Below are 14742 nucleotides of genomic sequence, written 5' to 3' on the forward strand. Positions count from 1 at the left end.
GTACTAAAGGAACAAGATGCTTTAGCATTTTTCTCATAAGGGGGAATCCATATGGCTCAAAATTATGATGTTGTCATTTTAGGCGGAGGTACAGGTGGCTATGTTGCAGCAATTCGAGCTGCACAGCTGGGCTTAAAAACAGCTATTGTCGAACGTGAGCGCCTAGGTGGAACATGCTTGCATAAAGGCTGTATACCAAGTAAGGCCTTACTTCGAAGTGCAGAAGTGTATCGTATGGCAAATAAAACAGCCGCTGAATATGGTGTTGATATTGAAGGAGTTACATTGCAATTCGACAAAGTGCAGGCAAGGAAGCAAACGATTGTTGAGCAATTGAGCCAAGGTGTGAATACACTGATGAAAAAGGGCAAAATAGACGTTTATCAGGGAACAGGGCGAATATTAGGACCGTCCATTTTCTCACCAATGCCTGGCACTATTTCAGTTGAAATGAACAATGGCGATGAAAATGAAATGCTAGTTCCAGCAAATGTGGTCATTGCAACAGGATCAAAGCCAAGAGGAATGGTGGGATTAACGGTTGACGGTAAGTATGTGATGAACTCTGATCATGCACTGGAAATGGAAAATCTGCCAAAGTCATTGTTAATTGTAGGCGGAGGAGTTATTGGAATTGAATGGGCTTCTATGCTTTGTGATTTTGGGGTTTACGTAACGATCATTGAATATGGGCCATCCATTTTACCTGCAGAGGATACGGATATTGTAAAAGAAGTAACGAAGCAGCTTGAAAAAAGGGGCGTCCGAATTGTGACAAACGCTCGCTTAGATTCGGGAACCTTTAAAATTGAAAATGATAACGTTTTCATTTCTGCAAAAGTTAATGATCAGGATGAATTATTTGAGGCTGATAAATTATTGCTTTGTGTTGGCCGTGAAGCAAATACACAAGGTATTGGATTAGAAAATACAGAAATAAAAGTTGAGAATGGGTTTATCAAAGTCAATGATTCTTATCAAACAAAGGAATCACATATGTATGCCATTGGGGATGTTATCGGTGGCTTACAATTAGCTCATGTTGCTTCACACGAAGGGATATCTGCTATTGAGCATATTGCAACGGGTAAAACTGAGGCACTGGATGTTCTAAATGTACCAAAATGCGTTTATTCTTACCCTGAGGTCGCAAGTATTGGCTTAACAGAGAGGGCTGCTCGAGAGCAAGGTTATTCATTGAAGGTCGGTAAGTTTCCATTCAAGGCGATTGGAAAAGCGCTAGTAAATGGAGAGTCGGATGGCTTTGTGAAAATTATTGCCGATGAAGGAACGAATGATATTTTGGGTATTCATATGGTAGGACCACATGTAACAGATTTAATTGGAGAAGCATCACTTGCTAAATTATTGGATGCAACGCCTTGGGAAGTTAGTCAGGCTATTCATCCACATCCGTCACTGAATGAGGTACTAGCGGAAGCAGCGTTAGCAGTAGATAATCGCGCCATTCATTTTTAACTTCTTTAAGCAGATGTTTTTTGTACCGAAAGCAAAGCGTCAGGTACAAGTATTTTATGTACCAAAAGCGAAGCTTCAGGTACAAGTGTTTTATGTACCGAAAGCAAAGCGTCAGGTACAAGTGTTTTATGTACCGAAAGCAAAGCGTCAGGTACAAGTGTTTTTGTAACAAGAGTGAAACGTCGGGAAGGGGTGTTCCTATGCAAGGTGTTCAAATTAAGCATGAGGATTTAGGTTTATCAAATGAAGATGTACTTGCAATGTTCGAAACGATGTTAATGGCTAGAAGACTAGATGAACGTATGTGGTTATTAAACCGTTCTGGTAAAATTCCGTTTGTTATTTCTTGTCAGGGACAGGAGGCAGCGCAAGTAGGGGCAGCCTTTGCTCTTGATAATAACAGAGATTATATTGCACCTTATTATCGTGATATGGGTGTTGTTTTACATTTTGGCATGACACCAAGAGAATTGATGTTATCCGCATTTGCTAAAGCAGAGGATCCAAACTCGGGTGGGCGTCAAATGCCAGGTCATTTTGGACAAAAGAAAAATCGTATTCTAACAGGCTCTTCGCCAGTTACTACACAAGTTCCCCACGCGGTGGGAGTAGCTCTAGCAGGGCGTCTACAAAAAGAAGATTTTATTTCTTTTGTTACGCTTGGTGAAGGCTCTTCTAACCAAGGTGATTTCCATGAGGGTGCGAATTTCGCTGGAGTGCATAAGCTTCCAGTAATTATAATGGTAGAAAATAATCAATACGCAATTTCTGTGCCAGTTGAACGTCAATTAGGCTGTGCGAAAGTATCAGATCGCGGTATTGGCTATGGTATGCCAGGTGTTACTGTTGATGGAAAATGCCCGTTACAAGTCTATAAGGTTGTAAAAGAAGCGGCTGATCGCGCACTTAGTGGTCAAGGTCCAAGTTTAATAGAAACAGTGACTTATCGCTTAACGGCTCATTCTTCGGATGATGATGATCGTCAATATCGCACTGCCGAGGATATAGCAGAAGGAAAGGCAAAGGATCCCGTTCTGTTATTTGAAAAGTATCTAATGGATGCTGGAGTTATGACGGAAAAAATACGTGCTGAAATAGAAGAACGTGTCATGGCCGAGGTAAATGATGCAACAGATTATGCAGAAGCTGCTCCGTATGCAGCACCAGAGCATGCTTTGAAATACGTATATGCACCAGTGGACGGAGGTGACGTGTAATGGCAGTGATGTCTTATATTGATGCGATTACATTAGCGATGAAGGAAGAGATGGAACGTGATGAGCGTGTTTTCGTTTTAGGAGAGGACGTTGGTCGTAAAGGCGGGGTTTTCAAAGCAACAGCAGGTCTTTACGAGCAATTTGGTGAACACCGGGTACTTGATACGCCTCTTGCAGAGAGTGCTATTGCTGGTGTTGGTATTGGTGCTGCAATGTATGGGATGCGCCCAATTGCTGAGATGCAATTCGCTGATTTCATCATGCCGGCCGTTAACCAAATTGTTTCTGAGGCAGCGAAAATCCGCTATCGTTCAAATAATGACTGGTCTTGCCCGATGGTTATACGTGCACCATTTGGCGGAGGTATTCACGGAGCGCTCTATCATTCGCAGTCTGTAGAGGCACTTTTTGCAGGAACACCAGGGTTGAAAATTGTTATACCATCAACACCGTATGATGCAAAAGGCTTGTTAAAAGCAGCAATCCGCGATGAGGATCCAGTATTATTTTTTGAGCATAAGCGTGCATATCGACTTATTAAAGGTGAAGTCCCAGCAGAGGATTACACTTTGCCAATTGGTAAGGCAGATGTTAAGCGAGAAGGGGAAGATGTTACTGTCATTACGTATGGTTTAGCTGTCCATTTCGCATTACAAGCGGCAGAGCGCCTAGCGGCAGATGGTATTTCAGCCCATATTCTTGACCTACGCACTGTATACCCACTTGATAAAGAAGCAATCATTGAGGCGGCAAGTAAAACAGGCAAAGTTTTACTAGTTACCGAGGATAATAAAGAGGGCAGCATTATGAGTGAGGTTGCAGCAATCATTGCAGAACATTGTTTATTTGAGCTCGATGCACCAATTCAGCGCCTTGCAGGACCAGATGTTCCAGCTATGCCGTATGCACCAACGATGGAAAAATATTTTATGATCAACCCTGATAAAGTAGAGCGTGCAATGCGCGAACTTGCAGCATTCTAATATAAAAGGATCTATTTCTGATATCCACTCATGTGGTAAATAGAAACTTTGAAAAGTTAAAATAAATGTGATTGTTTATCAACGTGTCATAGCCTAAAGCTTATTAATGTCACAGGTATTTTAAGGCTCTTCATCAAAAGTTCGGGATGACATTTCTTAAAACGTTATGTCATGTATATAAGTTGATTGGAGTGGAGACTGGGCGACTCCTTGGGGCTCATCGGATGCCCCCAGGAAAGCGCCCAGTCGGAACGGAAATCAACCCCACTTTATGGTGATGAGTATTTTATAAAGATGATAGTAATTTGATAGATACAATTACACCTAGGCATAATTGATGGGGGGAATAGATGATGGCTATTCAAAATATTACAATGCCACAGCTCGGCGAAAGTGTAACAGAAGGTACGATTGAAAAATGGCTTGTCAAGCCAGGCGATACTGTAAAAAAATATGATCCTCTAGCAGAAGTTGTAACAGATAAAGTAAATGCAGAAATCCCGTCTTCTTTTGAAGGAGTTATTACAGAGCTACTTGCAGAGGAAGGGCAAACGTTACCGGTTGGTGCAGTTGTTTGTTCCGTTGAAATAGCAGGTGATAGTGAGTTGCCTCCTCCGCCTCCACCGAAAAAATCAGCGGTAAGTACGGCAATTTTAAATGCAGGTGTACAAAAGAAACAGGAGACTAAGCAACCAGCTACAGCTCCGATAGCATCGCAAAAAACAGCTCGACAGGATAAAGTACGTTATTCACCTGCTGTTCTTCGACTTGCACAAGAGTATGAAATTGCACTTGATCAAATCACAGGTACTGGTGAAGGGGGACGTATTACAAGAAAAGATCTAATGAAGCTGATTGAAGCAGGAAATGTGCCAACTTCTTTAGTTGAAACACCGCCTGCAGTCGATTCAGCCGTTCCGCAGTCAGCACCTGTTGCAGCACCTGCATCACAGGAAAATCCTAAATCAGCCACATCTGCACAACCAATTCAAGCAGGCGATATTGAGATTCCGGTAACGAAGGTGCGCCGTGCTATCGCTAATAATATGGTACGAAGCGTTCATGAAGTGCCACATGCATGGATGATGATGGAAGTAGATGTTACAGATTTAGTAACATATCGTGATAGCATTAAGACAGAGTTTAAACAAAAAGAAGGCTTTAATATTACGTATTTTGCTTTCTTCGTAAAAGCCGTTGCTCAAGCTCTAAAGGAATTCCCGATGATGAATTCCATGTGGGCAGAGGACAAAATTATTCAAAAGCATGACATAAATATTTCCATTGCAGTCGCAACAGAGGATGCATTATTTGTTCCTGTTATAAAACACGCTGATGAAAAATCAATTAAAGGAATTGCGAAGGAAATTAATGAGCTTGCAGTGAAAGTTCGTGCCGGAAAACTGACGATGGATGATATAAAAGGTGGTACATTTACGGTCAATAATACGGGTGCATTCGGCTCCATTCAGTCGATGGGCATCATTAATTACCCACAAGCGGCTATTCTACAGGTGGAAAGTATTGTAAAAAAACCGGTTATTTTACCTGGCGGAATGTTTGCTGCACGAGATATTGTGAATTTATGTTTATCTTTAGATCATCGTGTTCTTGATGGACTAGTCTGTGGTAAATTCCTAAATAGAGTTAAAAAAATACTCGAAAATACAAATAAATCTTCAACGTCAGTCTACTGACGACTTGTCGGAAACCTGTTATATAACGGTTTCCGATTTTTTTTTGCTTTTCGAGTCGCAATTTGTCATGTAGAATAACAAATAGAAACTACTAAGGGGGGAAGCTGATTAAGCGTCCGCATGTCAAACAACATGAAAAATATTGAATTTGAAAAGCCATCCTTTTCAGAATGGCAAGATGCAGCAATCAAGGCTTTAAAAGGGAAACCATTCGAGTCTCTTTTAACGAAAACAAGTGAAGGTATTACATTAGAACCTCTTTATACCCAAGAAAGTTTAGTAGCAAAACTTGGTGAAGAACTTGATAAACAAGTTGCTACAATCCGTTCCCTACAAAATAACCAAGCATTTCAAGTGGCACAGCAAATATATGCTGATACTAGTGCAGCATTTTTTGCGCAACTTGATGATAGCTTAGCTCGAGGCAATGAAGTAGTAACAATTGATAGCCGTGTAAATTTTGAATGGACTGAAGAAATATTGGCACAATTATCGATTTATTTCTCAGAATATTCATTTAAAATTGTGGTTGAAAATTCAAATGACCCATTATTAGCAGTGTTCGACAAAATAGCAGTTAATCAGCGAGAAACTGTAAAAGGTTTCATCGTATCGAAAGATCCGATCTCTTTAAATGATTACCCGAGCGTGCGCTCAATCGGTGCAGACACATCGGTTTATCATAATGAAGGAGCAAACGCTGTGCAAGAGTTAGCATATGCACTTGCATTAGCCGCAAAATACGCAAATCAAGAAGAAAACTTTGAAGCGTTCGCGAAGAAATTTTATGTATCCTTTGCAGTTGATACACAGTTCTTTACAGAGATAGCAAAACTCCGTGCCTTTAAAGTACTTTGGAAAGCGTTCTCATCCGCTTATGGAGTAACTAATGGCGTAAAAGTTCCAACTATTGCCGAAACATCGTTAAGAAGCTTCTCGAAGCTGGATGTTTATGTAAACTTATTACGTTCAGCGAATGAAGCTCTTTCTGGCTTAATTGGTGGTGCGGATGTCTTTACAGTTCACCCCCATGATGCATTAACGAAACCAACAGATCAATCGGTTCGTATTGCACGAAATGTATCGTTAATCTTAAAAGAAGAAACAAATGTTTTAAAAGTTATAGACCCAGCTGGTGGCTCTTACTTTATTGAGTCATTAACAGCAGATTTTGTGAAAGAAGCTTGGGCATTATTCTTAGAAATTGAAGCAGCTGGAGGCATTGACGCTTACACTGCATCTGGAAGGCTTACGGAGGAACTAGGAAAATCCTATCAAGCTCGTATCAAAGCGGTACAAACGCGTAAGCAATCATTGATCGGTACAAATATTTATGCCAATCCAGCAGATGTGCTTGAAAGCGCAATAAACCCAGCATTTGCAGAAATTAAGCGCATTGCTAAACCTTTTGAACAATTACGTGCGGAAATGACAGCAGCAAATGTGAAAACAGGAATCTTAGCATTAGGTACACTAAAAAATTCAAAACCACGTGCTGATTTCGTGTCAGGTTTCTTAAACACTGTAGGTCTAGTACCAGAAAAAAGCGAACCAGTTGCTACAGCTGAAGAAGCGTTAGCTTGGTTAAATGCTACAGAAGCAACATATGTGGTAATTGCAGGTAATGATGACGATACAAAAGAATTACTACCAGCAATTTTAGCAGGGGAACCAGCTAACGTAATTGTTGACGTTGCAGGTAAATTTAAAGACGAAGAAGAAGCTTGGTTAGCAAGTGGCTTAAACGGCTTTATTTTCGCAGGACAGAACATCATTGAAAAGTTAAATTCAGTGTTCGCTAGCATGAAGGAGGTCCAACGATGAGCAAGCCAAATTTTAGTGCAGTTGAAATCGAAAAAGTTTTAGCAGCTGAGGCACCTCAAGCGTCAGAAGAAAAATTCATGACCAATGAAGGTATCGAAATTAAAGATATATACACAAAAGAAGATATTAAAGAGGCAAAACATTTAAATGATGTTGCAGGTATTGCGCCAAATACACGTGGTCCATACCCTACTATGTATGTAGCTCGTCCTTGGACTGTTCGCCAATATGCTGGTTTCTCAACAGCTGAAGAATCAAATGCGTTCTACAAACGTAATCTAGCGATGGGTCAAAAGGGGCTTTCAGTTGCCTTTGACTTAGCAACTCACCGTGGCTATGACTCAGACCATCCGCGTGTAACAGGGGATGTTGGTAAAGCTGGGGTAGCGATTGACTCTGTAGAAGATATGAAGATTTTATTCGACCAAATTCCTTTGGATCAAATGTCAGTTTCTATGACAATGAATGGTGCTGTATTACCAGTTCTTGCATTCTATATCGTTGCTGCTGAAGAGCAAGGCGTTACACCAGACCAATTAGCGGGTACGATTCAAAACGATATTTTAAAAGAATACATGGTTCGTAACACATACATTTATCCACCAGCAATGTCAATGAAAATTATTGCAGATATTTTTGAATATACAGCGAAATATATGCCGAAATTTAACTCAATTTCGATCTCTGGTTACCATATTCAAGAAGCGGGAGCAACAAATGACATCGAGCTTGCTTATACATTAGCAGATGGTCTTGAATATGTTCGTACAGGGCTAAAGGCTGGAATCGATATTGACGCCTTTGCACCGCGTTTATCATTCTTCTGGGCAATCGGTATGAACTATTACATGGAAGTTGCAAAAATGCGTGCTGCCCGCCGAATTTGGGCACAAATGATGTCAACGTTTAATCCAAAAAACCCTAAGACATTAGCACTTCGTACACACTCACAAACATCTGGTTGGTCTTTAACAGAGCAAGATCCATTTAACAATGTGACACGTACATTAATCGAAGCGAATGCGTCTTCAATGGGGCATACGCAGTCTCTGCATACAAATGCACTTGATGAAGCGATTGCTCTACCAACAGATTTCTCTGCGCGTATTGCACGTAATACACAGCTGTTCCTACAAGAAGAAACGGCAATGACAAAAGTCATTGATCCATGGGGCGGTTCGTACTATGTGGAAAAATTAACAGACGAAATTACAAAATCTGCGTGGGCATTAATTGAAGAAATCGAAGAACTTGGCGGTATGGCGAAAGCGATTGAAACAGGTCTTCCAAAAATGAAAGTCGAGGAAGCTGCGGCAAAACGTCAAGCAAAAATCGACTCTAAAACAGAAACGATCGTTGGTGTAAATAAATATCGTTTAGAAAAAGAAGAACCTATCGACATTCTTGATATTGATAATACATTAGTTCGTCAAAAGCAAATTGAACGTTTAGAAGCAATGAAGGTAGCTCGTGATGAAGCAGAAGTACAAAAACATCTAGCTCGATTAACGAAAGCGGCGCAAGATGGTGAAGAAAACTTATTAGCAATAGCAGTTGATGCAGCTCGTGCTCGTGCTTCTTTAGGTGAAATTTCTGATGCAATCGAAGTTGTTTCAGGTCGCCATAAGGCAGTAATTCGTTCAATCTCTGGCGTTTACTCTGCACACTTCTCAGATGAAGAGCAAATTGCTGAAATGAAACAAATGACAGAGGAATTCCTTGAAAATGAAGGTCGTCGCCCACGTATTTTAGTAGCGAAAATGGGACAAGATGGACATGACCGTGGTGCGAAGGTTGTGGCAACAGGATATGCTGACTTAGGCTTTGACGTAGATATTTCACCTTTATTTATGACACCTGCCGAAGCAGCTCAAATGGCTGTAGAAAACGATGTTCATGTCATTGGTGTATCTTCATTAGCTGCTGGTCATAAAACACTAGTTCCTGAATTAGTAGCAGAGCTAGAAAAACTGGGCCGCGAAGATATCATTATTATTGTTGGTGGCGTTATTCCAGCACAAGATTATGACTTCCTTTATGAAGCTGGCGCAGTAGCGATTTTTGGACCTGGTACAGTAATTCCTGTATCGGCACAAAAAATTATTGAAGAGATTTACAAACGTTTAGGCTATGAGGAAGTGTCTGAATAATGGACAAAAACAAAGGAATGCCTGAAAGTGCGCTATTTGTTATGGACGGAGTAGAGGCAACTCACGACGGAATGCAATATGGTACACCGAAAAAATTCCGAAAGAAAAAAGCGGGCAATTTAAACATACAGGAGCTTGCACGAGAAGTACGTGCAAGCTCTCGTACACACTTGTCAAAAGCTATTACACTCATTGAAAGTTCAAATGCAACACATAAAGTGCAAGCACAAGAACTCCTACAAGAGCTGCTACCACATACAGGAAATAGTGTCCGTATTGGGATAACGGGTGTTCCTGGTGCGGGAAAGAGTTCGTTTATTGAGGCTTTCGGAACGATGCTTTGTGAGATGGGGAAAAAAGTGGCAGTCCTTGCGATTGATCCAAGCTCTTCTTTATCGGGTGGAAGTATTTTAGGCGATAAAACTCGAATGGAGGAGCTCGTGAGAAAGCCTAATGCATTTGTTCGTCCCTCTCCATCAGCTGGTACCCTAGGGGGTGTTCATAAAAAGACACGTGAAACGATGCTTGTTTGTGAAGCGGCTGGCTATGATGTCATTTTAATAGAAACAGTCGGTGTTGGACAAAGTGAAACGTATGTCCGTGGAATGGTTGATTTCTTCTTGCTGTTAGTTTTAACAGGTGCCGGAGACGAGCTTCAAGGCATGAAAAAGGGCATTATGGAGTTAGCGGATGCCATCGTTGTTCATAAGGCTGATGGTGATAATGTTCGTCTGGCTAAAAAAACGGTATCCGAGTATAAGCAAATTTTACATTTCTTACAGCCTGCAACTCCAGGTTGGATGTCCACAGCAATGCCGGTAAGCTCGTGGGAAAAACGAGGTCTCGACAAAGTATGGAGTACAATAGGGGAGTTCCGACAAATCGTTGAGGTAAATAATTACTGGTCAATCAGACGTCAAAATCAGACGAAAGATTGGTTCCAATCGATGATTACCGAACATTTAATCGATATGTTTTATGGTAATCCAGAACGTAAAGCACAGGTGCAGCTTTTAGAACGTCAAATTTTAAATGGACAGTTGACAGTCACACAAGGTGTAGATCGTTTATTTAGCGATGAACAATCACAGAAATAATATGTCCTTTTATGTGAGCAACTAGGTGCACAAATTCGTCACTAACTGCTATGATAGGAGATGTATGAGCGTCGAATATCTAAAGCTAGAAGTTTAGGATGACGCGAACTTGAAAGGAGCTATCGCTATATGAATATGGATTACGATTTATTTATGCAAGAAATTTTAAAAACAGCACGTGCAGAAATTGAGGGTGCTGGTTATGAGCAGCTTCGCACGCCAGAATCTGTTGAAGAGGCGTTTGCTCGTCCAGGTACAACATTAGTCATGGTAAACTCAGTATGTGGCTGTGCAGGCGGTATCGCACGTCCAGCAGCAGCACAATGCGTACATTACGATAAACGTCCAGACCACCTTGTAACGGTATTTGCTGGTCAAGACAAAGAAGCAACTGCAGCTGCCCGTTATCACTTCGGTGAAGATCATTTACCATCCTCCCCATCATTTGTGTTATTAAAGGATGGCCAAGTAGTAGCAGAAGTTGGACGCTATGAAATTGAAGGGCATGACCCAATGTCAGTAGTAACAAACATACAAGCAAACTTTGAGGAATACTGCGACGAACTTTAATTTTATTCATAGAGTTAAAAGAGAAGCTATTCTATAAGTAGGAAGCCCCGTAGCCAACATCTACGGAGGCTTACTACTTAGCCATGATAGTTGATCCCCGATTAGCATGACTCCATAGATAACCTTCTTTTATATTCAATATACTAGTCAATTGACGTTCGAAATATTTTTAATATTGGCTAAATGATTCACCTAAAGTTCGAAATGAATAAAATTAACAGGTGTGTTGATCAGAAATATTGGGCATTATTGTGGTAAAATCCTTTATTTTTCTAAAACTATATATTGGGGCTCATCACCAAAAGTTGTGGGTGACATTTGTAAAAACCTATTCAATGAATATTAGTTGATTGGAGTGGAGGCTGGGCGACTCCAGCCGGAACGGAAATCAACCCCACGTTATGGTGATGTGCCCATGTTTGTAGTGATATATAGCCTTCAACACGTTTGTATAATTAGAGTACTGAAAGATAGGAGGCAGTCGACTTGAAGAAGTTTTCAATCGGCTATCGTACATTAAAAACGGCATTTGGTGCAGCAATCGCTATTGCCATTGCCCAATACTTTGAATTAGCTTCTTATGCATCTGCTGGTATTCTAACAATATTATGTGTACAGCCAACGAAGAAAAAATCTCTTCATGCGGCTTATACACGATTCGTCGCAAGTATTATCGGTATGCTTTATGCATTTTTGAGCTTTGAGCTATTTTCCTATCATCCGCTTACATTAGCATGTATGCTGATCGTTTTTATACCAACAATTGTGTCATTAAAAGTAGCGGATGGCTTTGTCTCTAGTGCAGTTATTATCATGCATATTTATGCGGCTAAAAGCTTTTCATTGGCACTTGTTTCTAATGAATTCGCATTAATGGCAATTGGATATGGTACGGGAATAGCTATAAATATGTATATGCCAGACATTCAAAAGGAATTAAATTACTATCGAGTTAAAATTGAGGAACTTTACAGTAAGATTTTTTTAGAAATTGCCAACTATTTAAGAGAAGGCGATACATTGTGGGATGGGCAGGAAATTATTGACGCGATTAAAGCATTAAATAGTGCGAAATCCCTAGCGTTTAAAGATGTTGAAAATCATTTTACGAGACGTGAAAATGACTACTACATGTATTTTGATATGCGTGAACAGCAGCTAGAAATTATAGATAGGGTTCTTCCAAAAATAACGGCACTTCCTGTTATAGTACAAGAGGCGGTTATCGTTGCTGACTTTTTACAAGACCTCGGTGAGCATGTTCATTCAGGAAATACGGCTAGTCATTTTAGAGAGAAATTAGAGCAAGTAAAGCGAGATTTCGCTCAATTACCTTTACCGAAAAATCATGAGCAATTTCTAGCACAAGCGGCACTCTATCAATTTATAGAGGAAATGGATCGATATTTAGAAATTAAGCAGTCTTTCAAGGGGTTAAAGGTAAAGAAAGAGCGCCCGCAGTAATGCGGACGCCTAGCCTTTCATTACGCTAACATTGATAAGCCGAATGCTAGAGATGAAATTACCATGATTGCAACCATCGTATAAACGACGATTTTTTGAAATTTTTTATTACTCATATGCTCGTTCGCTCCTTCTTTTCTTATAAATAGTTTATCAAATCTGAAAAATTTCTCAAGTAGTAGAGTTTTGACGAAAAAGTCTGTAAAATAGATTATGTACCATAACAGAAGGAGATGTCACCATGGAGAGAGTAGATCATATTGGGATTGCGGTGCGTGATCTTGATGAACGCATTACATATTATACAGAAACTTTAGGCTTAAAGCTGCTGAAAGTGGAAGAGGTAGAATCTCAACAGGTTCGTGTTGCATTCATTGACGCGGGTAATGTGAAAATTGAGTTATTAGAACCGATGAGTGAAAAAAGTACTATTCACGGATACATCGAAAAACGTGGAGAAGGTATTCACCATGTAGCTTTCGGTGTAACTGGAATTCGTGAGCGTATGGCTGAGCTTCGTGAAAAAGGCGTACGTCTTTTATCCGAAGAGCCAGGACCAGGTGCTGGTGGTGCAGAGGTTGCTTTCATGCACCCGAAATCATCTTTCGGTGTGTTATATGAATTATGCGATAAAAGTGGAAAAGGGGATAAGTGATCAGTATGGATATGTTCGACAAAATTAATGACTTGTATGACCGTAAGACAGTAATTGAACTTGGTGGCGGCTATGAGCGCATCGAGAAGCAACATGATAAAGGCAAATTAACTGCCCGTGAGCGTATTGAATTATTACTAGACGAAGGTACATTTTTCGAGATCAACCCATTCATTACACACCGTACAGTAGACTTTGGCATGGACAAGATGGAAGGTCCTGGTGATGGTGTAGTAACTGGTTTCGGTAAAATTAACGGACGATCAGTATACTTATTCTCTCAAGATTTCACAGTATTTGGTGGAGCACTTGGTGAAATGCACGCAAAAAAAATGGCAACAGTGATGGATCTAGCTGCAAAAAATGGTACACCATTTATCGGTATTAATGATTCAGGTGGAGCTCGTATTCAAGAGGGTGTACTTTCACTTGATGGTTATGGCCATATTTTCTATCGTAATGCAATCTACTCTGGGGTAATACCACAAATCTCAGTTATCATGGGACCATGTGCTGGTGGGGCGGTATATTCTCCAGCAATTACAGACTTTATTCTAATGGTTGATAAAACATCTCAAATGTTTATTACAGGACCTAAAGTTATCGAAACGGTAACAGGTGAAAAAATCTCTGCTGAAGATTTAGGTGGTTCTAAAGTAAACAACGCTGTAAGTGGTAACGCACACTTCCGCGCACCATCTGAAGAAGAAGCAATCGATCAAATTAAGAAGCTATTAAGCTACTTACCACAAAACAATAAAGAAAAAGCTCCGCGCCATGCACGTCCAGAGGGCGATGACTATCGTCCAGAAATCGTGGATGCTGTACCAATTGAAACAACTCGTCCTTATGATGTACGTAGAGTTGTCGAGCAAATAGTGGACGAAGGCTCATTTATGGAAGTTCACTCAGAATTTGCGAAAAACGTAGTAGTTGGTTTTGCGCGTATTGCTGGTGAATCAGTTGGTCTTGTATGTAACCAGCCTAAAGTATTAGCTGGTGGGTTAGATATTGATTCTTCAGACAAGGCTGCTCGTTTCATTCGTACTTGTGATGCTTACAATATACCAATCATCACATTTGAAGACGTTTCTGGTTTCTTCCCAGGTGTTAAACAAGAGCATGGTGGTATCATCCGTCACGGAGCGAAAATCCTTTATGCATACTCAGAAGCAACTGTACCAAAAATTACAGTGATTCTACGTAAAGCATATGGTGGTGCATACGTTGCCCTTAACTCTAAATCAATTGGGGCGGACTTAGTATTTGCTTGGCCTAACGCAGAAATTGCTGTTATGGGTGCGGCAGGTGCAGCTAACATTATCTTCGCACGCGAAATTGCAAAATCAGAAGATCCAGAAGCAACACGTGCTGCAAAAATTGAAGAATATAAAGAAAAATTCGCAAACCCATACGTTGCGGCATCTCGCGGTATGGTAGACGATGTTATCGATCCACGTGATACACGTATTAAGCTAATTCAAGGGCTTGATATGTTATCAAACAAACACGAAACACGTCCAGAGAAAAAGCACGGCAACATTCCTCTATAAAAATTGTACAAGCCTAGTAGTCATTCGATTACTAGGCTTTTCTTTTAGACTTG

General features: G+C 40.5%; 12 protein-coding genes. 11 read left to right on the forward strand and 1 reads right to left on the reverse strand.

Annotation, left to right across the window (positions count from 1 at the left end):
* Positions 1-51 precede the first annotated feature (51 nt).
* From lpdA to ABH968_RS05900, 9 genes are all read left to right on the forward strand, one after another.
* Positions 52-1479, forward strand: coding sequence for a dihydrolipoyl dehydrogenase (gene lpdA, locus ABH968_RS05860; protein ID WP_370043084.1), 1428 nt, complete (start codon positions 52-54; stop codon positions 1477-1479).
* 200 nt (positions 1480-1679) lie between these two features.
* Positions 1680-2696, forward strand: coding sequence for a thiamine pyrophosphate-dependent dehydrogenase E1 component subunit alpha (locus ABH968_RS05865; protein WP_370043085.1), 1017 nt, complete (start codon positions 1680-1682; stop codon positions 2694-2696).
* Entirely contained in the window at positions 2696-3679 is a 984-nt protein-coding gene (locus ABH968_RS05870) for an alpha-ketoacid dehydrogenase subunit beta (protein ID WP_370043086.1), read from the forward strand. Before ABH968_RS05865 ends, ABH968_RS05870 begins: the two co-directional genes overlap by 1 nt.
* A gap of 353 nt (positions 3680-4032) precedes the next feature.
* Positions 4033-5376: a dihydrolipoamide acetyltransferase family protein gene (locus tag ABH968_RS05875; protein WP_370043149.1), complete on the forward strand. Its 1344-nt coding sequence runs from the start codon at positions 4033-4035 to the stop codon at positions 5374-5376.
* Between the two features lie 132 nt (positions 5377-5508).
* A complete protein-coding gene (locus ABH968_RS05880; RefSeq protein WP_370043087.1) occupies positions 5509-7200 on the forward strand; it encodes a methylmalonyl-CoA mutase family protein in 1692 nt (563 codons plus the stop codon).
* Positions 7197-9350 (forward strand): methylmalonyl-CoA mutase, encoded by a 2154-nt coding sequence (gene scpA, locus ABH968_RS05885; RefSeq protein ID WP_370043088.1) that lies wholly within the window; start codon positions 7197-7199, stop codon positions 9348-9350. The genes ABH968_RS05880 and scpA overlap by 4 nt, the downstream gene beginning before the upstream one ends.
* Complete coding sequence (gene meaB, locus ABH968_RS05890; protein WP_370043089.1) at positions 9350-10447, forward strand: methylmalonyl Co-A mutase-associated GTPase MeaB; 1098 nt, start codon at positions 9350-9352, stop codon at positions 10445-10447. Before scpA ends, meaB begins: the two co-directional genes overlap by 1 nt.
* Positions 10448-10576: 129 nt before the next feature.
* Positions 10577-11017 carry a BrxA/BrxB family bacilliredoxin gene (locus ABH968_RS05895; protein WP_370043090.1) on the forward strand — a complete coding sequence of 147 codons (441 nt, stop codon included), beginning with the start codon at positions 10577-10579 and terminating at the stop codon, positions 11015-11017.
* 486 nt (positions 11018-11503) lie between these two features.
* Entirely contained in the window at positions 11504-12481 is a 978-nt protein-coding gene (locus tag ABH968_RS05900; RefSeq protein ID WP_370043091.1) for an aromatic acid exporter family protein, read from the forward strand.
* 20 nt (positions 12482-12501) lie between these two features.
* On the opposite strand, the gene prli42 is transcribed toward ABH968_RS05900, so the two are convergent.
* A complete protein-coding gene (prli42, locus tag ABH968_RS05905; protein WP_370043092.1) occupies positions 12502-12597 on the reverse strand; it encodes a stressosome-associated protein Prli42 in 96 nt (31 codons plus the stop codon).
* 125 nt (positions 12598-12722) lie between these two features.
* Here prli42 and mce point away from each other — a divergent pair, with 125 nt between their 5' ends.
* On the forward strand, positions 12723-13136 hold the full coding sequence (gene mce / locus ABH968_RS05910; RefSeq protein ID WP_337989624.1) for a methylmalonyl-CoA epimerase: 414 nt from the start codon (positions 12723-12725) through the stop codon (positions 13134-13136).
* 5 nt (positions 13137-13141) lie between these two features.
* Positions 13142-14689, forward strand: a complete 1548-nt coding sequence (locus ABH968_RS05915; protein WP_370043093.1) for an acyl-CoA carboxylase subunit beta — start codon at positions 13142-13144, stop codon at positions 14687-14689.
* The last annotated feature ends 53 nt before the right edge of the window (positions 14690-14742 follow it).

The organism is Lysinibacillus sp. RC79 (genome assembly GCF_041262405.1).
GTDB lineage: Bacteria > Bacillota > Bacilli > Bacillales_A > Planococcaceae > Lysinibacillus.

What these genes read in the sequence shown, in the direction of transcription:
- ABH968_RS05870 (WP_370043086.1), top strand. Translation starts at nt 2,696, where the DNA reads ATGGCAGTGATGTCTTATATTGATGCGATTACATTAGCGATGAAGGAA.
- lpdA (WP_370043084.1), top strand. Translation starts at nt 52, where the DNA reads ATGGCTCAAAATTATGATGTTGTCATTTTAGGCGGAGGTACAGGTGGC.
- ABH968_RS05875 (WP_370043149.1), top strand. Translation starts at nt 4,033, where the DNA reads ATGGCTATTCAAAATATTACAATGCCACAGCTCGGCGAAAGTGTAACA.
- ABH968_RS05895 (WP_370043090.1), top strand. Translation starts at nt 10,577, where the DNA reads ATGAATATGGATTACGATTTATTTATGCAAGAAATTTTAAAAACAGCA.
- scpA (WP_370043088.1), top strand. Translation starts at nt 7,197, where the DNA reads ATGAGCAAGCCAAATTTTAGTGCAGTTGAAATCGAAAAAGTTTTAGCA.
- ABH968_RS05880 (WP_370043087.1), top strand. Translation starts at nt 5,509, where the DNA reads ATGAAAAATATTGAATTTGAAAAGCCATCCTTTTCAGAATGGCAAGAT.
- prli42 (WP_370043092.1), bottom strand. Translation starts at nt 12,597, where the DNA reads ATGAGTAATAAAAAATTTCAAAAAATCGTCGTTTATACGATGGTTGCA.
- ABH968_RS05915 (WP_370043093.1), top strand. Translation starts at nt 13,142, where the DNA reads ATGGATATGTTCGACAAAATTAATGACTTGTATGACCGTAAGACAGTA.
- ABH968_RS05865 (WP_370043085.1), top strand. Translation starts at nt 1,680, where the DNA reads ATGCAAGGTGTTCAAATTAAGCATGAGGATTTAGGTTTATCAAATGAA.
- mce (WP_337989624.1), top strand. Translation starts at nt 12,723, where the DNA reads ATGGAGAGAGTAGATCATATTGGGATTGCGGTGCGTGATCTTGATGAA.
- meaB (WP_370043089.1), top strand. Translation starts at nt 9,350, where the DNA reads ATGGACAAAAACAAAGGAATGCCTGAAAGTGCGCTATTTGTTATGGAC.